The following is a 24,294-nucleotide window of genomic DNA, read 5'->3' as shown; positions in this document are numbered from 1 at the left end:
GGCGGGGCGACGTCATCCGGTCAGCGCATGAGGAATCTCTCGCAATCCGATTCCCGGCGGGCGGCGAACCATCAGTGAGCCGCAGGAAGCGGCGCACCAAGGAGGAATCATGCGTTTCATCCCCACCAAGGTCCACGGAATCCTCGACTACGTCGTCGGCGTGGCGCTCATCGCGGCCCCCTGGCTGTTCGGCTTCGCGGGCATGGGCGGCCCGGCCGTGATCATCCCGATCGTGCTCGGCGTCGGCCTGATCGTCTACAGCCTGTTCACGAAGTACGAGTGGGGCCCCTTCGGCTTCATCCCGATGCCCGTCCACCTCGTGTTCGACATCGTGGCCAGCCTGTTCCTGGCCCTATCGCCCTGGATCTTCGGCTTCGCCAACCAGGCGCCGAACGTGTGGCTCCCGCACGTCGTCGTCGGCGTCGCCGTGATCGTTGTGGTGCTGTTCTCGCAGCCGCAGCCTGCGAAGGTCACGGCCGCCCGCGCCTGACCCCCTTAGACCGAGGGTCCGCAGGAACGATCGGTCCGTTCCTGCGGGCCCTCATCTCTGCATGGCCGCGGCTACCCATCGCGCGTACAGCTGCCAAGGATCCGACGTCGTCCGCAGTGCCGCCACGTGGTATTCGAGTTCGGCCGTCAGGGTGAACCACTCACCGCCCTCGCGGATCGACGCGAACTCGCGGTGCCTGGCCTGCTCGAGGTCACGTCCGCCCGGCTCGAACGCGAGCAGCTCATCGTGGCGGATCGCTGCGAGGCGCTGACGTGGTCGCCCGCTCGTGCCGATCTTCACCCTGCGGTCGAAGCGCAGGTAGTAGACGACCTCGACGACTGGGCGGGGCAGATCAGCGTCCGGTGCGTCGCCGCGCCGCCACCCGCACCATGCGCAGACGAGCCGACCAACGAGCCGGTCGGCCTCGAGTCGACCGCACAGCGAGCACGGGTCGGGCAGTGTGATTCTCGGCACGCCGAGACGCTAGCCGGAGCCGCCGACATTCACCTTCTCGGGAGCGGGCGGATCGCCCCTCGCGGCACCCACCTCCACCACATGAAGTGGTAATCACCCTGCTCGACGTCGAACGTGAGACCGCAGACGACGCACTCGCACTCGTAGGTCATCGACCATCCTGGCTCGCTCGTGGAGACGATGCGCACGTGAGCGACGGCCTCCTCCTTCCTCGGATCGAAGGTGAGGATACCGACGTACCCGGCGCACCAGCATTCGCCGGCGCCGAACTGCGCCAGCTTGTCGAGTGCGTGCTCGAGATGGCCGCGGTTCGCGTAGATGATTCCGCCGAGGTCCAGACCGTCGGTCGCACGCCTGATGCGGGAGGCGGCCCGAACGAGCGGCCGGAGCACAGCGGTGTCGCGAGAGGCGATCGTCTCCCAGGTGGCGTGCAGCACTCGCGACGGGTCGCCGGAGAGGAAGTCGTCGAGCAGCGATGTCACACCGCCACGGTAGCAACGGCTGTCCAGATCGACGGAAGAAGCCCCGCACGCCGGGAGGCTGCGGGGCTTCTGTCTGGTGGGCGATACCGGACTCGAACCGATGACCTCTTCCGTGTGAAGGAAGCGCGCTACCAACTGCGCCAATCGCCCATACCCGTGGGGTACGTCAACCGATACTACCCGACGCTTGCGGCACCCGATGACCACCGCGGGGGACACGCGCGAGAATCGACACCGGTTTGGACACCGGCCGATCATCGGCTAATGTTTCATAAGTGCCCGGGACAACAACCGGGAACAACGCGGATGTAGCGCAGTTGGTAGCGCACAACCTTGCCAAGGTTGGGGTCGCGAGTTCGAGTCTCGTCATCCGCTCAAGTGCAGGGGCCTTCTTCGGAGGGCCTTCAGCACGTGGGGTCAATCCACACGGTGGCGTGGCCGAGCGGCTAGGCACCGGCCTGCAAAGCCGTTTACACGGGTTCGAATCCCGTCGCCACCTCTCTGAAACTGAATAGCCCACATGGGCGCGATTGGCGCAGCGGTAGCGCGCTTCCCTGACACGGAAGAGGTCACTGGTTCGATCCCAGTATCGCGCACACTGAAACCCCCGGATTCCCGGGGGTTTTTTCATGCCGCGACGGCGATGCGGACGCGACGGGGCGGCGGGTTCGTGACGTCACGCGGACGGACCGACTGCGCCGCGACAGTCGGTCGATTCCGCGGCGAGGTCAGCCCCCGAGCAACCGCGCAGGGTGTTCCACCGCCAGCGCGCCATCCGGCCTCTCCCTGACCGTCGAACCCGCCGAACGGACGACGCTCGCACGGGATCTCACTCACGCAGATCGAGCATCCGGCCGATCAGAGTCGTGATGTCGTCGCTCACCCAGTTCGTGACCTCCGGCTCGCTCGGGATCTCCGAAGCGAAGAACAATGCGCGACCCTCCGAGCGCACCCCGAACGAGCCGATTCTCACGTCGTCGATCGAGACATGCCACCGGTCGTCCCTGACTTTGGTGACGAGCGCCTCGATGCCGCGCATCGGAATCGCGAACTCCGGCGATTCCGCTAGGAGTCGCTGAATATCGAAATATTCCGTCATGGCCCACACCATAACGGCGGCGCCGGAAAGTGAACAGATCTTCAATTCAGTGTGCGGACGTGCTAGATCTTGGCGGGGAGGTCGCGGCGATAGCTGAACTCGGTCGAACATGTGCGAAGCTTGTGCTCACCACCGAGCGATCACCCCGATCGTGCCTCGTCAAACAGGTTCCCGTGGCAGTCAAGGATCGTGACATCGTGGGACGTCTCATTTACGAGGGTGACGAGAAGGTCGACATCGAGGACCGTGCGCTCACTCATCTGCAGCTCGTCATGACCGCGAAACTCCGGCGGGGCGAGCCGTTCGCCTTCAGCTGGGCGAACGAGTCGAGTCTTGGCGGAGGTCGGATCACCGTCTGGGTGCACGCAGGCAGTGCGCTCGCCTTCAAGTACTTCGGCAGCCGGCAGCCGTCGATCAATCGTGCATGGATCGACGCCCTTGCCTTCACGGCGAACAGCCCCGGCGGCCTGCGCCTGGTGCCGGAGCCTGCCGAGACCCCGCTCCAGGGCGGTCTCGAGGTCGCCGAAGCGTCATAGCTCTACCCCGCGCTTCGGCATCCTGCAAGCCCCTCTCACCAACCGTCGTTCCCGTCGTACGGTGGCTGGGCAACGATGGGGAGGTAGCGCACATGAAGCTGACGCACGTCGAGATCGACGGCCGGGATTTCATCCTGAGCGGCGAGCGCGATCTCGTCCACGTGATGTCGCAGATCGAAGCGGCGGCAGCGTCGCCTCCCGCTTTCGTCGATCTCTCCGACGGTGACGATCTGGTGAGCGTGCTCATCCATTCGACCTCCCGTGTGGTGGTCTCCGTGGAGACAGACCAGCGGTCGTCGGCAGACTACGAGCCGCTGTCGTACCCGAACAACGATTGGGATTGGTGAACGGATGACCGCGTCATCCTCGGATGTCCTCTGGGCGTGCGTCGAAGAGGGCTTCCATGTGGGCAGCCGGGGCGGAGACTTCCTCGGTTACGTGGATCGACAGCCGAGCGGTGAGTTCCGCGCGTTCGACGCGCGGTCCGAACAGCTCGGCGACTTCGAGACCCTCGGTGAAGCGACCGCTGCGGTCGCCGCGCGGGCGGAACGGCTCGATCTCGACAGCATGCTCGCTGGCGACGACCTACAGGGAACGGCTTCGTGACGGGACAGGGGATCGACATGCTGTCGCTCGTCTACACCAGCAGCGCGTCGCAGCCGCTTCGCGAGACCGCGCTCGAGCAGCTGCTGACGCAGTGCCGCCGGAACAATGCGGAGGCAGATGTCACGGGGATGCTGCTCTACCGCGACGGCCGATTCATCCAAGTCCTCGAGGGACTCGCCGACACCGTACGAGAGCTGGTGGAGCGTATCCGACGCGATCCGCGCCACCACGACATGCGTGTACTCCTCGAGGAGCGCGTTCCACGGCGGCGCTTTCCGGACTGGACGATGGGGTACCGCGCGCTGCGCGGAGGCGATGACACCGTGCCGGCCGGATACCGGGATTCGTTCTCGGACCTGGAGACCGACTCCGACGAGGACACCGCTCGTCGCGCTCTGGCGGAGCTCACGCTCTGGTTCCGGGTGCGCAGCGCGGCATCCGTCGACGCCTGAGCCGCCGCAGACACGAGAAGAGCCGGACGATCATCCCGGCCCTTCTCGCACGCGTCAGAGAGTCAGCCCGTCATCCGTTCAGTCCGCCCGGACGAGGATCTTCGCGCCGGCGCCGCCCCGGAGTGCGTGGATGGCGTCGACGACACCCTCGAGTGGAACCTCCTGCACCCAGCCGGTCGTGTCGTACACGCCCTGAGACATCGCCTCGATGACGGCGTCGAAGTCCTCGGGCAGATACGCGAGCGCGCCGGCGATCTCGGTCTCTGCCATGACGAGCTGCGTAGGCAGGAACTCCATCGGGCGTTCGTGGATCGCGACCACCACGACGCGTCCGCCCGGTACGAGACTCGCGAGGGACGAGGTCACGGCGGGCCCGGCCCCGGCTGCATCGAACGCCGCGTCCACGCCATCGCCGTCGGTGAGGTCGGCCACCGCCTGAGCCAGATCCTCGTTCACGGGGTCGACGACGGTCGCGCCGAGCGCGGAGATGATCGCGCGACGGTCGGCGCTCGGCTCGGAGACCAGCACCTTCTGCACGCCTCGCGCCTTGAGCGCGAACCAGACGCCGATGCCGATGGGGCCCGCGCCGGCGATCAGGGCGCTGCCGCCCTCCGCGACACCGCTGCGCGAGACGGCGTGCCATGCGACGGACATCGGCTCGACGAGGGCGCCCATCCGCAGGTCGACGTTCTCGGGAAGCGCATGCAGCTTCGAGGCCTCGACGGTCGTGAACTCCGCCATGCCGCCGCCGTGCGAGCTGAGACCGTGGAAGCCGATCCTCTGGCAGGCGTTGACCATGCCGCGACGGCACGCCGCGCATTCGCCGCAGTAATAGATCGGCCAGACGGCCACACGATCTCCGACCGCGACGTCGGTCACGCCTTCGCCGAGCTCGACGACCGTTCCGGAGAACTCGTGGCCGAGGATCTGGGGGAGGGTCGAGCCGGTGACGGGATGCGGGTGGTCGAAGTCCAACCCGGCTGCCTCGGGCGTGTAGTAGACGTGCAGGTCGGATCCGCAGATGCCCGCGAACGCGTTGCGAAGCTTCACCTGACCCGCACCGGGGGCGGGCTCGGGAACGTCCTCGACGCGGAGGTCCTCCTTGGCGTGGAACCGTGCTGCCTTCATCCTTCTCTCCATTCCGGCGGCCGTCAGCGCAGCCACCACTCGGGTGATGCCGCGAGGATGAGCCTCACGGCGCGGTCGATGTCGTCGTCTCCCGATCGGAGCCATTCCTCGATCGCCCCGACCGTGCCGGAGGCGGCGTAGGCCACGGCGATCGCCAATGCCGCCGTGTCCGTCGCGAAGGCGTGGGGGAGGATCTCGGGATGGAGCTCGACCCACAGCAGCAGTCCGGCGCGGATCGAGCGGTCGAGGTTGTCGCGCACGGGCGCGGCGAGGAGCGGATGCATGGCGCCGCGATACACGCGGGCGCGCCGCTGCACGTGCTCGAGGAGCGCCCGCTCGCCGTCTCCGATCGCGTCGGCGCGCGGAAGGATCTCCATCGCCTCGGCGATCTCGGCGGCGAGCGCGTCGGCGAGCAGGGCGACCGCGCTGTCGGAGTGTCGGTAGAACGTATCCCTCGTCACGCCGGCCTCGACGCAGATGGCGGCGACGGTGACATCGCCGATCGGCATGCGGTCACCCAGAGTGAGAACCGCCGTACGGAGTCCTTGTCTCGTGCGTCGCGCTCGCGCATCCACGCTCAAAGGTTATCTGACAGATGTCAGAGAAGTGGGGACCTCGGAGAGTTTCCGAGTGGTCTGGACCAAAGGTCCAGGCATCCTGGCCCTTCCGTCCGGAGGAAATCGACAAACGGCGAGAACGCCCGTTCATGCGGTGCATCGAGCATTCACGTGCCACATCGGTCACAGCGGCCCCATTGTCAACACTCGAGAATTCGCCTAACGTGTTTTCCACGTCGGTCCACGGGAGGGTGGCCGACGGACTCTGAGGGGGGTCGTAGTCGTGGTCAGGGGGAGTGGTCGGCGTCGCCTGCGACGGTCGATCATCGCGATGGCGACAGCGATCGCGGTCGTCGCGGCGGGACTCACCCTCGGCACGGCGCAGACGGCCGAGGCCGCCGTCGTCCAATGGGGGACCAACTCGGGTACGTCGCCGAACTATCAGGCCAACGTCAACGGCGACTTCATCATGGCGGGCAACGGCGTCCTGGCCTGCTCGGCGACGACGGCCACGACGAACGGCACCTGCGCCGATCTGCACGCGGCGTCGAGCACCAACGCGCAGAACGTCAACGACAACTTCGTCATGACTCAGAACAATTCGGTCGCCGGCTTCACGTCGAACTCGAGCAGCGCGACGATCACGGTCCCCGCGGGCGCGACGGTCGTCAAGGCCTTCCTCACCTGGAGCGCCAACACGGGCGTGTACACCGGTGACACCCGCCGTCTCTGCTCGCAGTACTCCGCGGCGCGCGGCGTCGCGACCATGCCGGCGGGAAGCGCGACCGGATACACGACCAGGGCCGTGCAGTTCAAGGTGGGCGGTGCCGGGATCATCGAGGTGGCGCCGCAGAGCATGCTCCAAGACCCGGCTTCGCAAGCGACAGCGCTGTACTACTCGGCCAGCGCCGACGTGACATCGGCGTTCGCGTCGGTGACCACCGGCTCGGAGATCACCATCTCAGCGGGCAACATCTGGACCCCGACCGGCGCCGGTTGCTACGCGGGCTGGTCGATCAACGTCGTCTACGACTACGGGACCTTCATCCCCGACAACCCCGCCTCGGTGCCGCACAACATCATCTACTACGAGGGCCACGTGCGTCAGGGCGCCAACGACGCCGATCTGACCGTCGCGTTCAACGGCTTCACGGCGGTCGCCGCGGGAACGCGCGCCGGGTTCACGCTGTTCGAGGGTGATCGGAACATCACCGGAGATGCCGCCTCCTACTCCCGCGGCGGATCGACGACCTACACCGAGATCCCCAATGCGGCCGGGGCCACGGGGAACATCGGAATATCCCGCGCCATCGGCTCGATGAGATACACGGGGACGGCGGGCACGGCTTTCACGAATCAGAGCGTCGACGTCGCGACCGCGCCCCTCACCAATGTCGTGGCGGGAGACTCGACCGTCAATCTGCGGCTCGGCACCTCGGGGGACTCGTACCTGCTGCGCAACGCCATGCTGTCGGTGCCGACGGCCGGGCTGCAGGTCGTGAAGACATACGACGGGACCGTCGACACGCAATCGCGCACGGCCGGCGAGCTCGCGACGTTCACGGTCCGCATCACGAACACCGGCGCCGGAACGCTGCGGAACATCGTCGTGACCGACGACCAGGCGAACTGCGCCAGGAATCTCGGAACCCTCACCCTCGCGCCTCTGCAGACGACGACGTACACCTGCACGGCGACGGCGCCGTCGTCGACGGGATACGTGTCGACGGCAGAGGCCACGGCGAGGACGGTCGTCGGCGACTTCCTCGCCCAAGACAGCGACAGCACCACCGTGCTGCTCAGCGCCATCAGCCTGACCAAGACGAGCGCTCTGGCCGCCGGCGGCACGGGCCGCGCGGGCGACGTCGTCATCTACACGTTCACGGTGACGAACACCGGTCAGTCGACACTGCGCGACATCGTCATCACTGACCCGCTCGTGGGGCTGTCCGCGATCACCTTCGGAGCGTGGCCGGGAACGACCGGTGTCCTCACGCCGGGACAGTCGGTCACAGCCACCGCGACGTACACGTTGAAGCAGACGGACGTGGACGCCGGATCCGTCGCGAACACCGCAACGGTGAGCGCGGCGGACGACGACGGGGGAGCACGTCCCTCCGGATCCGCGAACCGGGTCACCCCGATCGCAGCGGCGGGCGCCGTCACGGTGACGAAGACGGGCGCGCTCGCGAGCGGGTCGACGGGTCGCGTCGGCGACCGGATCAACTACACGTTCACGATCCGGAACACCGGCAACGTCACACTCGCCAACGCGTCTCTGGTCGACCCGCTGCCCGGCCTGTCGCCACCGGTCATCACCTGGCCCACCTCGACCGCCGGAAGCCTCCCGGTCGGTCAAACCGCCACCGCCACCGCCTTCTACACCATCACCCAGGCGGATGTGGATGCCGGAAGCGTCCGCAACACCGCCACCGTCTCTGCTCGCACACCGGCGGGCACCACCGTCTCGGGCTCGTCAGCCCAGACCTCCGTCCCCACCGTCGCGTCGGCGCCGGGGCTCTCGACGACGAAGTCGGGCTCCGTCACCCAGGGGAACGGGGGCGTCGGCAGCACCATCACCTACAGCTTCACGGCCCGCAACACCGGCAACACGACGTTGACGTCCGTCGCCATCACCGACCCGCTCACCGGGCTCTCCGCCCTCGCGTACAGCTGGCCCGGCACGGCCGGCACCCTCGCCCCCGGCCAAGCCGTCACCGCCACCGCGACGTACACGATCACGCAGGCCGACGTCGACGCGGGCGCCGTGCGCAACACCGCCACGGGCACCGCCCGCACGCCCGCCGGTGCCACGCTGACAGTGCCGAGCAGTCAGACGGTCGTCTCGACCGCGGCATCCGCTCCGGCGGTCACGTTCACGAAGTCCGGAGCGCTCGCGCCGGGCAGCGCGGGCCGCGCGGGCGATGTCGTCACCTACACCTTCCGTCTCGCGAACAGCGGAAACGTGACGCTCACCGAGGCAGTGATCTCGGACCCGCTGGCCGGGCTCTCGGCGCTCACGTACTCGTGGCCGGGCACGGCCGGCACGCTCGCGCCGGGGCAGGCTGTCACGGCGACGGCCACCTACACGCTCAAGCAGTCGGACGTCGACGCGGGATCGGTGGCCAACACCGCGACGGCGACCGCGCTGCCGCCCAGCGGCGCGCGCCTCACTCAGACGAGGGCGTTCACCCTGCCGGTGACGCCCACCGGTGCGCTGACCGTGCTCAAGTCGGGAACGGTCACCTCGGGCGCCGGCGGAGTCGGCAGCACCGTCACGTATTCGTTCTCCGCCACGAACAACGGAAATGTGACGCTGAGCCAGGTGTCGATCGCGGATCCGTTGCCCGGTCTCTCGGCGATCACCTACACCTGGCCGGGCACGGCGGGCACTCTTGCCCCGGGCCAGACGGTGCAGGCGCGCGCGACCTACACGATCAGGCAGCCTGATGTCGACGCGGGTGCCGTGACGAACACGGCCACCGCCTCGGCCCGGACACCGGGAGGCGCAGCCGTCACCGGATCGTCGCCGACCACCCGCGTGACGACCGCGGCCGCCGCGCCGGCCAGCACGACCACCAAGTCCGCGACGGTGTCCGGCACTGCCGCCGTCGGCGACGTCATCACCTACACGGTCCGGACGACGAACACCGGTAACGTCACGCTCACCGGCGTGAGCGTCTCGGACACGCTGCCCGGCCTCTCTGCCTTCACCTACACGTGGCCGGGCGCCGCGGGCACCCTCGCCCCCGGACAGGCCGTCACCGCCGTCGCGACTTACACGATCCGACAGGCGGATGTGAACGCGGGCTCGGTCCGCAATGTCGCCTCCTCGACCGCCGCCTACGGGACGACACCGGTGACGAGCACATCGGGAACGATCACGACGAACACGGCGCCCGCGTCCGCTGCGATCACGACGACGAAGTCGGGAGCCCTGCAGAGCGGATCGTCCGGCCGCGCGGGCGACACGATCGTCTGGTCCATCACGCTCCGCAACTCAGGAAACGTCACTCTGACGGGTGTCGTCGCCGCCGACTCCCTGCCCGGGATCTCGGCGCCCTCGTACGGAACATGGCCGAGCGGAACCGCCGGCGTGCTGCAGCCCGGGCAGACGGTCACCGCGACCGCCACGTCGACGATCTCGCAGACCGACGTCAATTCGGGTGCCGTGACCAATACGGCGACCGGCTCCGGCACACCGCCGAGCGGCACGGCTGTGACGAGCACGGCGCCGGCGACGGTGTCGCTCGCGTCCGCGCCCGGCATCGTGATCTCCAAGTCGGGTGCGGTGACGGCGGGGAACGGATCGGTCGGCAGCACGATCACCTACACCTTCACGGCTCGCAACACGGGCAACGTGACGCTCTCCGGCGTCGCGATCACCGACCCGCACCCCGGGCTCTCGACGCTGTCGTATACATGGCCGGGCACGGCCGGCACTCTGCAGCCGAACCAGACCCTCACGGCGACGGCGACGTACACCGTCCGTCAATCCGACGTCGACGCCGGCGCGGCTCGCAATACGGCCACGGTCGCGGGCACCCCTCCCACGGGGCCCGTCATCACCGCATCCTCCGGCGAGGTCGCGGTGGCGACGATCGCCGCCGCGCCCGGGATCGCCGTCACGAAGACCGCGGCGGGTGGCGGGGGCGGCGTAGACAGCGTCGTGACCTACACGTTCCGCGCGACGAACACCGGAAACGTCACTCTCACCGGCGTCGCGGTCGCGGACCCCCTCCCCGGTCTCGGCTCGCTGCAGTATCAGTGGCCCGGCGCTGCCGGCACCCTCGCACCAGGACAGACGGTCGTCGCGACGGCGCCATACACCGTGACGCAGGCCGACGTGAACGCGGGTGCGATCGTGAACACGGCCACCGCGAGCGGCACGGGCGGCGGCACGACGGTGAGCGCCGGATCGGGCACCGTGACGACGCCGACCGCGGCCATCGCGCCGGCGCTCGCGGTCACGAAGGTCGGCACCCTTAGCGGCACCGGAGCGGCGGGTGACACCATCAGCTACGCGTTCACGGTGCGCAACGCCGGAAACGTCACCCTGACCGGAGTCGCGCTCGTGGACCCGTTGATCGGTGCGGCGCCGATCACGCTCACCGGATGGACGGGGGCGGCGGGAACGCTGCAGCCCGGGCAGAGCGTGTCGGGCACCGCGACCTACACGGTGAGGCAGACCGATGTCGACGCGGGCGCGGTCGCGAACACAGCCACCGCCACGGGTGCCCCTCCGCGAGGAGCGGCGGTCAGCGGCACTGCGCCAGCGACTGTGCGGATCGCTGCAGTGCCGTCGATCTCGGTCGTGAAGGCCGGGTCGATCACGGCCGGTGACGGCGGCGTCGGAAGCACCGCCACCTTCACGTTCGCGATCCGCAACTCGGGCAACGTCACGCTCAGCGGCATCAACCTGACCGACTCGCTGGCCGGACTGAGCACTCCCGTCATCACCTGGCCCGGTTCCGCGAACACGCTCGCACCGGGGCAGTCGGCGACGGGAACCGCGACCTACACGATCCGCCAGGCAGACGTCGACGCGGGATCGGTGCGCAACACGGCGAGCGTGAGCGGACGTCCGCCCACGGGTGCTGTGGTCAGTGCGACCTCGGCAGAAGCCGTGGTGCCGACCAGCGCCGCCGCGCCGGGACTGACGGTCAGCAAGAGCGCGACGACCGCCGGGGGCAACCGAGTCGGCGACGTCGTGACGTACACGATCCGGGCGGAGAACACCGGCAACCAGACGCTCACCGGCGTGACGATCAGCGACCCGCTCCCAGGCCTGTCGGCGCTGGCGATCACCTGGCCGGGCGCGAGCGGGGTACTCGCGCCAGGGCAGGCTGCGATGGCCAGAGCCACCTACGTCATCACCCAGAACGACGTGAACGCGGGCTCGGTGCGCAACCGCGCCGCTGCGTCGGCGACCGCGCCGGGCGGGGTCGCCGTCGGCGGCTCGTCGAACGAGCTCGCGACGCCGACAGCGACCGCGGCGCCGCGTCTGACACTCGATAAGATCGCGAGCCTCGCGGCGGGTGCCACCGGACGGGCCGGCGATGTCGTCACGTACAGCTTCACCATCCGGAACGCCGGGAACGTCACGCTGACCGGCGTCGACCTCTCCGACCCGCTTCCGGGCCTGTCGGCCATAACCTACTCCGGGTGGCCGGGAGCGGTCGGCACCCTGCAGCCCGGTCAGAGCGTGACCGCGAGCGCGACCAGACCGCTCACGCAGTCGGACGTCGACGCGGGGTCCGTCGCCAACACGGCGACGGCGACGGCCACGCCGCCGACCGGAGCGCCCGTGCAGGCGACGGCCGCGGCGACGTTGCCGGTCGCCGCAGGTCCGCTCCTCACACTCGGCAAGACCGGGGTCTACACGCAGGGCACGGGCGCGGTCGGCAGCGTGATCACCTACACCTTCACCGCTCGGAACGCAGGCAACGTCACGCTCACAGGCGTCTCGGTCACCGATCCGCACGCGGGTCTCAGCCCTATCGCTCTGACCTGGCCGAGCACTGCGGGGACGCTCGCGCCGGGTGAGCAGGTCGTGGGGACCGCGACCTACGTCGTCACCCAGGCCGACGTGGATGCGGGCACCGTGCGCAATACCGCTCGGGTCACGGGGACCCCGCCGAGCGGTCCGGCCGTCGGCGCGCAATCGCCCACCGTCGCTCTGTCGACGGTGGCCGCGGGACCTGCGCTCACCACGACGAAGGCGGCGGTGGTCTCCGGCACCGGCGCCGTGGGCGACGTGATCGATTACACCGTCCGCGTCACGAACTCGGGCAACGTCACGCTGCGCAGCGTCGTCGTCAGCGATCCGCTGGTCGGTCTGACTCCCTTCGCGTACACGTGGCCGGGAGATGCGGGCACCCTCGCTCCCGGGGCCCAGGTGGTCGCCCGCGCGAGTCACACGATCACCCAGGCCGACGTCGACGCCGGCTCCGTCGTCAACGTCGCGACGGGCAGCGCGCAGTCTCCGAGCGGCGTCGCCGTGTCGGGGGCATCGGGCACCGTCACCACTCCGACGGCGGCGGGGGACCCACGGCTGCAGGTCGTGAAGTCGGGCACCCTGCCCGCCGGCGCGACAGGGGTCGCCGGCGAGACGATCACCTGGACGGTGTCGATCCGCAACGTCGGCAACGTCACGCTCTCCGGGGTGAGCGCGACGGATTCCCTTCCGGGCATCGGCGAGCTGTCGTACGGGGCGTGGCCGTCCGGCACCGTCGGAGTGCTCGCCCCCGGTGACGCTGTCACCGCGACGGCGACCTCCACGGTGCGCCAGACCGACGTCGACGCGGGGTCCGTGTCGAATGCGGTCACCGCGACCGGAACGCCGACGAGGGGCTCGGCGACGACCGCGACAGGCTCGGGAACCGTGCCGCTCACGTCGGCGCCGGCTCTGACCCTGCAGAAGAGCGGCGCGTACACCTCGGGGACCGGGGCCGTCGGCGACACGATCACGTACACCTACACCGTCCGCAACGCGGGCAACGTGACGCTCACGGGCGTCGCGGTCGCGGATCCGCACAGCGGTCTGTCGACGATCTCGTACGGCACCTGGGCATCGGGTACGCCGGGCACACTCGCGCCGAATCAGACGGTGACCGCCACCGCCACCTACCAGGTGCGGCAGAGCGACGTGAACTCCGGGTCGATCTCCGACACCGCGACCGTGTCGGGACGCCCACCGGCCGGCGCCGCGGTGTCCGCGACCTCGCAGACGGTGGTGCTTCCCACCGCGGTGTCGGCTCCCGGCATCGTCACGACGAAGACCGGCGCAGTGGGCGGCGCGGGGCAACTCGGCGACCTCATCACGTACACGATCCGAGCCACGAACTCGGGGAACGTCACGTTGACCGGCGTCGCGATCTCGGATCCCGCGCCTGGCCTGAGTCCACTCGCCTATGGCCCGTGGCCGGGTGCCAGCGGTACTCTGCAGCCCGGAGAGTCGGTCTCGGCGACCACCACTCACCGCATCACCCAGGCCGACCTCGACGCGGGTTCGGTGGCGAACACCGCGACGTCTACCGGCACGCCGCCGACCGGACCCGGCGTGAGTGATCCGTCCGACCCGGTCGTGACACCGACCGCCGCGCAGACCGCCGACATCGAGGTGACCAAGACCGGAACGCTGCCGGGCGGCGCGACGGCACGCGCCGGCGACACCGCGACCTACTCGTTCTCGCTGCGCAACGTGGGCAACGTCACGCTCACGGGCGTGGCACTCACCGACCTCGAGCCCGCAGTGTCGCCCCTGGTATATGCCTGGCCCGCAGAGGCGGGTGTGCTGGCGCCGAACCAGGTCGTCACCGCGACGGCGACCTACACGCTGACACAGGACGATGTGGATGCAGGGAGCGTGGCCAACGTCGTCGACGGCACGGCCACGGCGCCCGGCGGGACCACTGTCACCGAGACCGATGACGTCACGATCCCCGTCACCGCCGCACCCTCGATCTCGGTATCGAAGACGGGCACGGTGCTCGGAGACGGTGTCGATGACGGCGAGGCCGGAGACGACATCCGTTTCGATTTCGTCGTCGTCAACACGGGCAACGTCACTCTCACCGACGTCGAGCTCGCCGAGAGCATCCCCGGACTGGACCCGACGGTCACCTGGCCGGATGCCGCGAACCCGGGCGTCCTCGCGCCAGGCGCCCAGGCCACGGCCGTCGCGACGTACGAGATCACGCAGGTCGACGTGAACAACGGGTCGGTGTCGAACACCGTGACCGCATCGGCCGCGCCGCCCTTCGGTGCCGAGGTGACGGCCACCGATTCCGTCGACGTCGCCACGGGCGCCCAGCGCGCCGAGCTGCGTCTCACGAAGGCCGGGAGCACCCTTCCCGGGGAAGCCGGCCTCGGCGACGTGATCACCTACGCGTTCACGGTCAGCAACACGGGCAACGTCACCGTGACCGGAATCACGGTCACCGATCCGATCGCCGGGCTCTCGGCGATCGACGTCGACTGGCCGGGAGCCGACGGAGTACTCGATCCCGGACAGACGGCGACCGCGACCGCGACGCTCGCCATCACCCAACAGCACATCGATGCAGGGCGAGTCGTCAACACCGCGACGGTGTCGGGTGACGCGCCAGGCGGACCGGTCAGCACCGCCTCGCCGCAGAGCATCGTGCCGGTCGAGGCCGCCGCTCCGTCGGTCGCTGTGACGGACAGCGGCTCGCTGCCGGCAGGTTCCGCGGCGGGGTCGACCGTCACGTGGACCTACACGCTGCGCAACACCGGCAACGTCACGCTCACCGGTGCCACCCTGAGCGATGCCCTCGCAGGCACGAGCGCTCCCACGTACCAGTGGGCCGGACCGGTCGGCGTGCTCGCACCCGGCGCCTCGGTGACGGCCACCGCGACGACCGTGCTCACCCAGGCCGATGTCGACGCCGGGTCCATCGTGAGCGTCGTGACGGGCCGCGGTACCGCCCCCTCGGGCGCAGTGGTCACCGCGACGGCCCCGGCCACCGTGCCGATCTCGTCGACGGCCGGTCTCACACTCGACAAGACCGCCTCCTCCGAGGCCGACCTCGCGGTGGGCGATGTCGTGACCTACACGTTCACGGTCACCAACGGCGGCACGGCGACGATCGACGCGATCGCACTCAGCGACCCCCTTGCCGGTCTGTCGCAGATCACGTTCGGCGCCTGGCCGGGCGCGACGGGAGTGCTCCCGCCCGGCGAAGCGGTCATCGCGACGGCGAGCTACACGGTCACGCAGGGCGACGTGGACGCCGGGGGGATCAGTAACACCGCCACGGTCTCCGGCGTCAGCCCTGCGGGCACGCCGGTCACGGCATCCGACTCCGTATCGGTGGAGACCGAGACCCGCGCTCCCGCGCTCTCGCTGGTCAAGGATGACGCGCTGTCGGGTGACGGTGTGCTCGGCGACTCGATCTCGTACACGTTCTCCCTGGCGAACACCGGGAACACGACGATCACGGGTACGAGCATCACCGACGAGCTCGACGGCCTGTCGGGGATCGTGTTCGGGGAATGGCCGAGCGGCGAGAGCGGAGTGCTGGCGCCCGGCGACCAGGTCACGGCCTCGGCGCAGTACACCGTGAGGCAGCGCGACATCGACGCGGGCGAGGTGGTGAACGTCGCCATCGCGTCCGGGACCGCTCCAGGAGGCGTCGAGGTGTCGTCCGTCGACGCCACGGCGACCACGACGCTGGCCGAGGCGGCTCCGACGCTCACCGCCACGAAACGAGGCACGCTCGCCCCGGGCTCCACCGGCCGTGCGGGCGACACCGTGGAGTTCCGCTTCTCCGTCGTCAACAGCGGCGATGTCACCGTGAGCGAGGTCGCCTTCGACGACGCGCTGGTGGGCCTGAGCCCGCTGACAGTCACCTGGCCCGATCCCGCTCTGCCCGGCGTGCTCGCGCCCGGTGCCACGGCGACGGCTACCGCCGCCTACACTCTCCTGCAGTCCGACGTCGACGCCGGCGCCGTCTCGAACACCGTCACCGTCTCCGGAACCCCCGTCCGGGGCACTCTCGTTCCCGCCACCGCGACCGCCACCGTTCCGATCGCCCCCGGCGCCGCGTTGTCTGCGGTGAAGTCGGGTGTGTTGGGTGTGGGTGGTATCGGTGTGGTGGGTGACACAGTGGAGTACGAGGTGGTGGTGACGAATACGGGGAATGTGACGGTCACGGATGGTGTGTTGGTGGATCCGATGGTGGGTCTGTATGACGTGTCGATCGTGTGGCCGGATTCGTCGCGTCCTGGTCGTGTGGGTGTGGGGGAGCAGGCTGTCGGTCGGGGGAAGTATGACCTGACGCAGGCTGATGTGGATCGTGGGTTCGTGGAGAACACGGCGTCGGTGGCGGCGCGGACGCCTGGTGGGGGTCGGGTGTCGGCGGACACGAATACGGTGCGGGTGAATACGGTTCTTCCGGCTCCGGGGTTGGTGGTGTCGAAGTCGGGTGTCGCGTCGGGTGTGGGCGCGGTGGGTGATGTGGTGTCGTATGAGTTCGGGGTGACGAATTCGGGCAATGTGACGGTGTCGGGTGTGGTGCTGTCGGATGCGGTGGCGGGTGTGGTGTTGTCGGATGTGGTGTGGCCGGTGGCGGGGGAGCCGGGTGTGATCGCTCCGGGGGAGACGGCGACGGCTGTGGGGTCGTATGTGATCACGCAGGCGGATGTGGATGCGGGTCGGGTGGTGAACACGGCGACGGCGTCGGGCACGCCGGCGCGGAGTGAGCCGATCTCGGCGACCTCGCCGGAGAGCATCGTGCCCACCCAGGCCGCCGCTCCGGTGGTGTCGGTGCAGAACGTCGGTGCTCTGGCTCCGGGTGCGACGGGGCGTGCGGGCGATGTGGTCACGTGGTCGTACACGCTGACCAATGACGGCAACGTCACCCTCGGCGGCGTGGCGCTCGCTGACGCTCTCGTCGGTGTCGGCGGACCGGCCTATGTCTGGCAGGGCGTCGAGGGAGTGCTGGTGCCCGGGCAGTCGGTCACGGCGACCGCGACGTACACGCTCACGCAGGCCGATGTCGATGCGGGCAGCGTGACCAGCCTCGTCACCGGAACCGGCACCCCACCCAACGGCGGCGCCCCCGTCTCGGCATCCGCACCGGCGACTGTTCCGCTCGTCGCCGACCCCGCGCTGGTCGTGACGAAGGACGACATCCCGACCGGCGGAGCAGCCGGCGACACGATCGACTACGCCTTCACGATCGAGAACCGTGGCAACGTGACCCTCTCGGGCGTCGTCCTCGCGGATTCGCTGCCCGGCCTCAGCATCCCGGTGATCACCTGGCCGAGCGTCGACCGGGTGCTCGCACCGGGGGAGGTCGCCACGGCGACCGCGACGTACCTGATCACCCAGGCCGACGTCGACGCGGGCTCTGTCTCGAACACGGCGACGGCGAGTGCGACCGCGCCGGGCGGCACCTCGGTGACAGCGTCGTCGCCCGAGGTGATCACCCCGCTCGACGCCGCTGCGCCCGCTGTGGAGACGACGAAGACGGGCGTCCTCGCAGCAGGCGGCACGGGCGCGGTCGGCGACGTGATCGAGTACACGGTCCGCGTGCGCAACGCCGGCAACGTGACGCTCGACGACGTCGGCATCGTCGACGAGCTCGAGGGTCTCTCCGACATCGCGGTGGCGTGGCCGGGCGCCGAGGGCGTGCTCGCTCCGGATGAGACGCTCGTCGGAACAGCGCGCTACGTCATCACGCAGGCCGACGTCGACAGCGGCGGTGTCGCCAACATCGCCGCCGGTTCGGGAACCGACCCCTCGGGCACCGTGGTGTCCGATGCCTCCGATCGCGTGCTGGTTCTCACCGTGGCGGCAGCGCCCGACGCCACCCTCAGCAAGAGCGGCGTCCTCGCCCCGGGCGCGACCGGTCGTGCCGGTGACACGGTCCGCTACACGTTCGACGTCGTCAACTCCGGCAACGTGACGCTGCGCGACGTGCGACTCACGGACCCGCTCGACGGGCTCTCCGCGATAGAGGTCGTATGGCCGGCCGCCGACGGGGTGCTGGCGCCCGGCGCCTCCGCCACCGCCAGCGCGGAGTACGAGCTGACCCAGGCGGACGTCGACCGCGGACGCGTCGACAACACAGCCACACTGGCCGCCACGGCGCCCGACGAGTCGACGCTCGAGCGCACTGCGTCCGCCTCCGTCCCGGTCGTCGAGGACGCCGAGCTGACCACCGTGAAGAGCGGTCGCATCCTCGAACCGGGCATCGGGGCGGTCGGAGACGTCATCGAGTACCAGCTCGTCGTCACCAATACCGGAAACGTGACCGTGCAGGAAGGTCGTCTGATCGACCGACTCGCGGGCCTCTCGCTGCCGGAGATCAACTGGCCCGGACCCGAGGGCGAGCTGCTCGTGGGCGACACGGTCGTCGGCACGGCCCGATACACGCTCACGCAGGCCGACATCGATCGCGGCTTCGTGCGCAACGTCGCCGGCGTGGAAGCCGTGACCGAGCAGGGAACGATCGTGGTCGCGGACTCGAACCCTGTGATCATCAACACCGTTCAGCCCGCTGCCGCGCTGACCGTGGTGAAGGACGGAGTGGTCGTCGGCGACGGCGGGGTCGGCGGAACCGTCGACTACGCCTTCCGCATCACCAACTCCGGAAACGTCACCGTCAGCGCCATCACGCTCGACGACCCGATGCCCGGCCTCAGCACGCCGCAGATCGCCTGGCCGGGGACGCCCGGGGTGCTCGCCCCGGGGCAGACGGCCACGGCGACCGCCGACTACACGATCACGCAGACCGACGTCGACGCGGGATCGATCGCGAACGCCGCCACCGCGAGCGGCAGCTCCCGCGGCGGATCGGTCACGAGCCCCGCAGGCATCGCGACCGTCGACACGCAGGGTATCCGTGCCTCGATCGTCGTCACGAAGGATGCCGCGCTCGACCCTGCCGCCACCGGGGTCGTCGGCGATGTCGTGACCTGGACCTACTCGCTGCAGAACACCGGCAACGTGACGCTCGACGATGTCTCGCTGACCGATCGGCTCGTGGGCTCCACGGCCCCGCAGTACACGTGGCCCGATCCGGACCGACCCGGCGTGCTGCTGCCCGGCCAGACGGTGACGGCCACGTCGACCTATGAACTGACACAAGCCGACGTGGACCGCGGAACCGTCGCCAGCGCGGTCGACGGAGCGGCGAGCCCGCCCCGCGGCGCCGACGTCACGGGCTCCGCCACCGCGTCAGTCGAGATCGCGGCGCGCCCCGGCCTGGCCGCGACCAAGGCAGGCACGGTCGTCGGCGCCGGCGACGTGGGCGACACGATCGACTACGCGTTCGGCATCACCAACACGGGCAACGTCACGCTCACCCTCGTCGACCTCGTCGACGCACTCGCGGGTGTCAGCGAGCCCTCGTTCGACTGGCCGGGCGAGCCGGGAGTGCTCCTGCCCGGTGAGACCGTCGAGGCGACGGCCGACTACACGATCACGCAGGACGACGTCGACCGCGGATCGGTCACGAACATCGCCACGGCGAGCGGCAAGCCTCCGGTCGGCGACACCATCACGTCGAGCACGCCCGCCACGAACACGACCGTTGCGAGCGCCGCCCCGGCCCTGCTGACGGGCAAGACGGCCACGCTGCGCGGCGACGGGTCCGTCGGCGACATCGTGGACTACGCCTTCACGATCGAGAACATCGGCAACGTGACCGTCTCGGGCATCACGCTGACCGACGCGCTTCCCGGACTCTCCGCACCCGTACTGCGTTGGCCGGACGCTCCGGGCGTCCTCGCTCCGGGGGAGGTCGCGACTGCGACCGCGAGCTACGCGATCGTTCAGGCGGACGTGGATGCCGGCGAGATCGTGAACCAGGCCACCGCAGCCGGGACTTCGCCGGGCGGGGCGGCGGTCGTCGACGCGTCGGATGTGGTGCGCACGTCGACGATCGAGGGTGACGCGGCGATCGTCGTGGAGAAGACCGGCGCGCTCACGGCGGGGTCGACCGGTCAGGTCGGCGAGCTCGTGCAGTTCGACTTCCGCGTCGTCAACGCCGGCAACCAGACCCTCACCGATGTCGCGCTCTCCGACGCTCTCCCCGGGATGAGCGCGATCGACATCACCTGGCCGAGCGACGCCCCGGGCGCTGAGGGCGTCCTGCCGGTCGGCTCCGAGGCCCGCGGAACCGCGACCTACGCGCTCACCCAGACCGACATCGACGCCGGAGCCGTGTCGAACGCGGTGGACGCCTCCGCCTCGACGCCCGCGGGCGACACCGTCGACGCCCTCGACGGCGCGACCGTCGTCATCCCGCGCACCCCCGCGTTGTCTGCGGTGAAGTCGGGTGTGTTGGGTGTGGGTGGTATCGGTGTGGTGGGTGACACGGTGGAGTACGAGGTGGTGGTGACGAATACGGGGAATGTGACGGTCACGGATGGTGTGTTGGTGGATCCGATGGTGGGTCTGTATGACGTGTCGATCGTGTGGCCGGATTCGTCGCGTCCTGGTCGTGTGGGTGTGGGGGAGCAGGCTGTCGGTCGGGGGAAGTATGACCTGACGCAGGCTGATGTGGATCGTGGGTTCGTGGAGAACACGGCGTCGGTGGCGGCGCGGACGCCTGGTGGGGGTCGGGTGTCGGCGGACACGAATACGGTGCGGGTGAATACGGTTCTTCCGGCTCCGGGGTTGGTGGTGTCGAAGTCGGGTGTCGCGTCGGGTGTGGGCGCGGTGGGTGATGTGGTGTCGTATGAGTTCGGGGTGACGAATTCGGGCAATGTGACGGTGTCGGGTGTGGTGCTGTCGGATGCGGTGGCGGGTGTGGTGTTGTCGGATGTGGTGTGGCCGGTGGCGGGGGAGCCGGGTGTGATCGCTCCGGGGGAGACGGCGACGGCTGTGGGGTCGTATGTGATCACGCAGGCGGATGTGGATGCGGGTCGGGTGGTGAACACGGCGACGGCGTCGGGCACGCCGGCGCGGAGTGAGCCGATCTCGGCGACCTCGCCGGAGAGCATCGTGCCCACCCAGGCCGCCGCTCCGGTGGTGTCGGTGCAGAACGTCGGTGCTCTGGCTCCGGGTGCGACGGGGCGTGCGGGCGATGTGGTCACGTGGTCGTACACGCTGACCAATGACGGCAACGTCACCCTCGGCGGCGTGGCGCTCGCTGACGCTCTCGTCGGTGTCGGCGGACCGGCCTATGTCTGGCAGGGCGTCGAGGGAGTGCTGGTGCCCGGGCAGTCGGTCACGGCGACCGCGACGTACACGCTCACGCAGGCCGATGTCGATGCGGGCAGCGTGACCAGCCTCGTCACCGGAACCGGCACCCCACCCAACGGCGGCGCCCCGGCCACGGCCGTCGCCCCTGCGACGGTGTCGCTCACCCCTGCGCCCGGCCTCGTCTTCACGAAGACCGCCGCTCTCGCGGCACCCGGCGCCAACGGAGCCGGCGACGGCGTCACCTTCGCCTTCCGCATCGAGAACACCGGCACCGTCACGCTCTCGGGAATCGCGATCACCGACGAGCTCGCGGGTGTGGGAGCCGTCACGGTCGACTGGCCGGGCACAGCGGGCGTGCTCGCCCCCGGCCAGGTCGCCACAGGTACGGCGCCGTACGCGATCACTCAGGAGGACGTCGACCGCGGTTCGGTGCAGAACACGGCATCCGTCCGAGCGACCACCCCTGCGGGTACGGTACTGACGGCTCGCTCGACGACCGAGCCGCTGCAGACCGCCGCCCAGGCGCCGTCGATCCGCACGGTCAAAGGCGGCTCGTACGTCGCAGGCACGGGTGGTGTGGGAAGCGTCATCGAGTACACGTTCGACATCACCAACACAGGCAACGTCACACTTCGCCTGATCCGTCTTCAGGACGACCTGCAGGGTCTCAGCACGCCTCAGATCGAGTTCCCCTCCACCACCGGAATCCTGCCGCCCGGCGGCACGGCCAGCGGTGTCGCGCGGTACACGGTGACGCAGGCCGACGTCGATGCCGGCTCGATCAGCAACGTGGCGACCTCCTTCGGCACGTCGCCGCGCGGTGTCGTGGTCTCCGACAGCTCCGACCCGTTCACCATCCGCACGGAAGATCCCACCAACCCCGAGCTGGCGATCCGCACGACGCAGACCGCGCAGCTCGCCGCGGGTGACACCGGGGTGCGCGGCGACACGATCGACTACACCTTCACGATCGAGAACACGGGCAACACGACGCTCACCGGCGTGACGCTCAGCAACACGGTCGACGCTCTCACCGGCTTCGTCTACACCTGGCCGTCGGCGGCGAACCCCGGTCGACTGCTGCCGGGGCAGGTGGTCACGATCACGGCGGCGCACCTCGTCACTCAGGCCGACGTGGATGCCGGCACGGTGCGCAACGTCGCGACGGGCACCGGCACGACTCCGGCCGGTGTCACGGTCACACACCGCTCGCCGGTGACGATCGTCCCCCTCGTCGGCGGCACGGGCTCCCTCGAGGTCGACAAGGTCGGCACGCGCCTGGGCGACGGCGCGCTCGGATCCGAGGTGAGGTACGACTTCGTGCTCCGCAACACCGGGACACTCACCCTCTCGTCCGTGGCGCTGAGCGACCCGCTCGAGGGACTGTCGGACATCGTCTACGGTGCCTGGCCGTCGGCCGCGGGACGCCTCGGACCCGGCGAGTCGGTCACGACGACCGCGAGCTACACGGTGCAGCAGAGCGACATCGACGCGGGGTCCGTGCGGAACACCGCGACGGGCACGGCGCTCACGCCGGGTGGCGACCCGGTCACCGCGGAGTCGGCCGAGTCGGTGGTGCCGACAGTCGGCGCGGCCCCGTCCATCGACCTCGAGAAGACGCAGCTGCTCGCGAACGGCGCGACCGGTCGCCCGGGAGACAGGGTGGACTACTCCTTCACGATCGTGAACACCGGCAACGTGACCCTGCGCGGGATCACCCTCGTGGACGGCCAGGCGGGACTCACGGAACTCCGGATCACGTGGCCGGGAGCCGAGGGCGTCCTGGCCCCCGGAGCGACCGCGACCGCCACCGCGACGTACGTCCTCACTCAGGCGGACGTCGATGCCGGACGCGTCGCCTCCGTGGCGACCGCGACCGGCAACGGCGGGGGAACGATCGTCAGCGACGACGACGCCGGCGAGAACGTGATCGCGGCATCCCCGGCGCTCTCGCTCGACAAGACGGCCGAACTCCTCGGCGCCGCGCAGCAGGGCGGAACGGTGCGCTACCTCGTTACCGTCACGAACACGGGGAACGTCTCGCTTGGCGACATCGCGGTCACCGACGACCTCGCCGGCCTCGGCGCCCCCACCGTGACCTGGCCCGGCGTGCCCGGGGTGCTCGGGTCAGGGGAATCCGCGACGTTCTCGGCCGACTACGTCATCACCCTCGCCGACGTGACCCGCGGACACATCGACAACATGGCATCCGCCGTCGGGACGACGCCGAGCGGCGGGCAGGTCGACGCGACCGACAGTGTGCGGGTCGACGTGCCGAACGAGCCCCGCATCACGCTCGGCATGAGCATCTCGGTGCAGGACGGTCAGCAGGGCTTCGCGGGCGACACGCTCGTCTTCCGCTACACCGCGACCAACACCGGGACGACGATTCTCACGGGCGTCACCATCCGCGATCCCTATCCGGGTCTCTCCGCCCTGGTGTACTCGTGGCCGGGCGAGCCCGGTGTGCTCCTGCCGGGGCAGAGCGTGACCGCCGTCGCAACGGTCGTCATCACCCCGGCGATGGAGGGCACCGTGGTAACGTCCCGTGCCGTGGTGACGAGCGTGGAGGCCGACTCCGGAGTGCCCGTGACGGATGTCGCCGCCGACTCCGAGCGACTCCCCGAGCCCTCGCCGACCGGGCTGCTGCCCTTCACAGGCGGCGGTGACCCCGCGCCGCTGGTCGGCGGCGCAGCCGTGATCCTGCTCGGAGGCCTCGTGCTCCTCCTCATCGGACGCCGGCGCCGCGAGTCCCGGCCCCAGAACCTCTCCTCCTAGCGACACCGCACCG

At 69.7% G+C, this 24,294-nt stretch carries 11 protein-coding genes and 4 tRNA genes; 9 read left to right on the top strand and 6 right to left on the bottom strand.

Translation table 11 applies throughout. The annotated features are described in order from the left end of the window. Nucleotides 1-109 precede the first annotated feature (109 nt). Nucleotides 110-490, top strand: coding sequence for an SPW repeat domain-containing protein (locus tag M3195_RS12070; RefSeq protein ID WP_251587860.1), 381 nt, complete (start codon nucleotides 110-112; stop codon nucleotides 488-490). Between the two features lie 51 nt (nucleotides 491-541). Here M3195_RS12070 and M3195_RS12065 read toward each other — a convergent pair whose 3' ends face one another. The 3 genes from M3195_RS12065 to M3195_RS12055 form a co-directional block, all read right to left on the bottom strand. Beyond that, the gene (locus M3195_RS12065) at nucleotides 542-964 is read right to left on the bottom strand and encodes a GIY-YIG nuclease family protein (RefSeq protein WP_251587842.1); all 423 of its coding nucleotides are present in this window, start codon (nucleotides 962-964) and stop codon (nucleotides 542-544) included. 29 nt (nucleotides 965-993) lie between these two features. Beyond that, the gene (locus M3195_RS12060) at nucleotides 994-1,446 is read right to left on the bottom strand and encodes a hypothetical protein (protein ID WP_251587840.1); all 453 of its coding nucleotides are present in this window, start codon (nucleotides 1,444-1,446) and stop codon (nucleotides 994-996) included. A gap of 74 nt (nucleotides 1,447-1,520) precedes the next feature. Continuing rightward, nucleotides 1,521-1,596 (bottom strand) — tRNA-Val (locus M3195_RS12055). A 152-nt stretch (nucleotides 1,597-1,748) separates the two neighbouring features. Here M3195_RS12055 and M3195_RS12050 point away from each other — a divergent pair. The 3 genes from M3195_RS12050 to M3195_RS12040 all read left to right on the top strand — a co-directional run bounded on the left by M3195_RS12050 (nucleotide 1,749) and on the right by M3195_RS12040 (nucleotide 2,042). Then, a tRNA-Gly gene (locus M3195_RS12050) sits at nucleotides 1,749-1,821 on the top strand. A 53-nt stretch (nucleotides 1,822-1,874) separates the two neighbouring features. After that, nucleotides 1,875-1,945 (top strand) — tRNA-Cys (locus M3195_RS12045). Between the two features lie 25 nt (nucleotides 1,946-1,970). Further along, nucleotides 1,971-2,042 (top strand) — tRNA-Val (locus tag M3195_RS12040). Between the two features lie 233 nt (nucleotides 2,043-2,275). On the opposite strand, the gene M3195_RS12035 is transcribed toward M3195_RS12040, so the two are convergent. Further along, on the bottom strand, nucleotides 2,276-2,656 hold the full coding sequence (locus tag M3195_RS12035; RefSeq protein ID WP_251587838.1) for a hypothetical protein: 381 nt from the start codon (nucleotides 2,654-2,656) through the stop codon (nucleotides 2,276-2,278). Between the two features lie 86 nt (nucleotides 2,657-2,742). On the opposite strand from M3195_RS12035, the gene M3195_RS12030 reads away from it, so the two are divergent. From M3195_RS12030 to M3195_RS12015, 4 genes are all read left to right on the top strand, one after another. Continuing rightward, nucleotides 2,743-3,081, top strand: coding sequence for a DUF7882 family protein (locus tag M3195_RS12030; protein WP_251587837.1), 339 nt, complete (start codon nucleotides 2,743-2,745; stop codon nucleotides 3,079-3,081). Between the two features lie 92 nt (nucleotides 3,082-3,173). Further along, the gene (locus M3195_RS12025) at nucleotides 3,174-3,428 is read left to right on the top strand and encodes a hypothetical protein (protein ID WP_251587836.1); all 255 of its coding nucleotides are present in this window, start codon (nucleotides 3,174-3,176) and stop codon (nucleotides 3,426-3,428) included. A 4-nt stretch (nucleotides 3,429-3,432) separates the two neighbouring features. Further along, nucleotides 3,433-3,687: a hypothetical protein gene (locus tag M3195_RS12020; protein WP_251587835.1), complete on the top strand. Its 255-nt coding sequence runs from the start codon at nucleotides 3,433-3,435 to the stop codon at nucleotides 3,685-3,687. Further along, nucleotides 3,684-4,139 carry a BLUF domain-containing protein gene (locus tag M3195_RS12015; RefSeq protein ID WP_251587834.1) on the top strand — a complete coding sequence of 152 codons (456 nt, stop codon included), beginning with the start codon at nucleotides 3,684-3,686 and terminating at the stop codon, nucleotides 4,137-4,139. The genes M3195_RS12020 and M3195_RS12015 overlap by 4 nt, the downstream gene beginning before the upstream one ends. 78 nt (nucleotides 4,140-4,217) lie before the next feature. On the opposite strand, the gene M3195_RS12010 is transcribed toward M3195_RS12015, so the two are convergent. Together M3195_RS12010 and M3195_RS12005 are read right to left on the bottom strand one after the other, a co-directional pair. Next, nucleotides 4,218-5,267, bottom strand: a complete 1,050-nt coding sequence (locus tag M3195_RS12010; protein WP_251587833.1) for a 2,3-butanediol dehydrogenase — start codon at nucleotides 5,265-5,267, stop codon at nucleotides 4,218-4,220. A 23-nt stretch (nucleotides 5,268-5,290) separates the two neighbouring features. Next, complete coding sequence (locus M3195_RS12005) at nucleotides 5,291-5,776, bottom strand: hypothetical protein (protein WP_251587832.1); 486 nt, start codon at nucleotides 5,774-5,776, stop codon at nucleotides 5,291-5,293. Between the two features lie 379 nt (nucleotides 5,777-6,155). Between M3195_RS12005 and M3195_RS12000 the strand changes: the two genes are divergently transcribed. After that, the gene (locus M3195_RS12000; RefSeq protein ID WP_285885903.1) at nucleotides 6,156-24,281 is read left to right on the top strand and encodes a DUF7507 domain-containing protein; all 18,126 of its coding nucleotides are present in this window, start codon (nucleotides 6,156-6,158) and stop codon (nucleotides 24,279-24,281) included. Nucleotides 24,282-24,294: the final 13 nt, after the last annotated feature.

The organism is Microbacterium hydrocarbonoxydans, from assembly GCF_023715885.1.
In the GTDB taxonomy this organism is placed as follows: domain Bacteria; phylum Actinomycetota; class Actinomycetes; order Actinomycetales; family Microbacteriaceae; genus Microbacterium; species Microbacterium hydrocarbonoxydans_C.
This window is presented reverse-complemented; position numbering and strand designations above follow the sequence as displayed.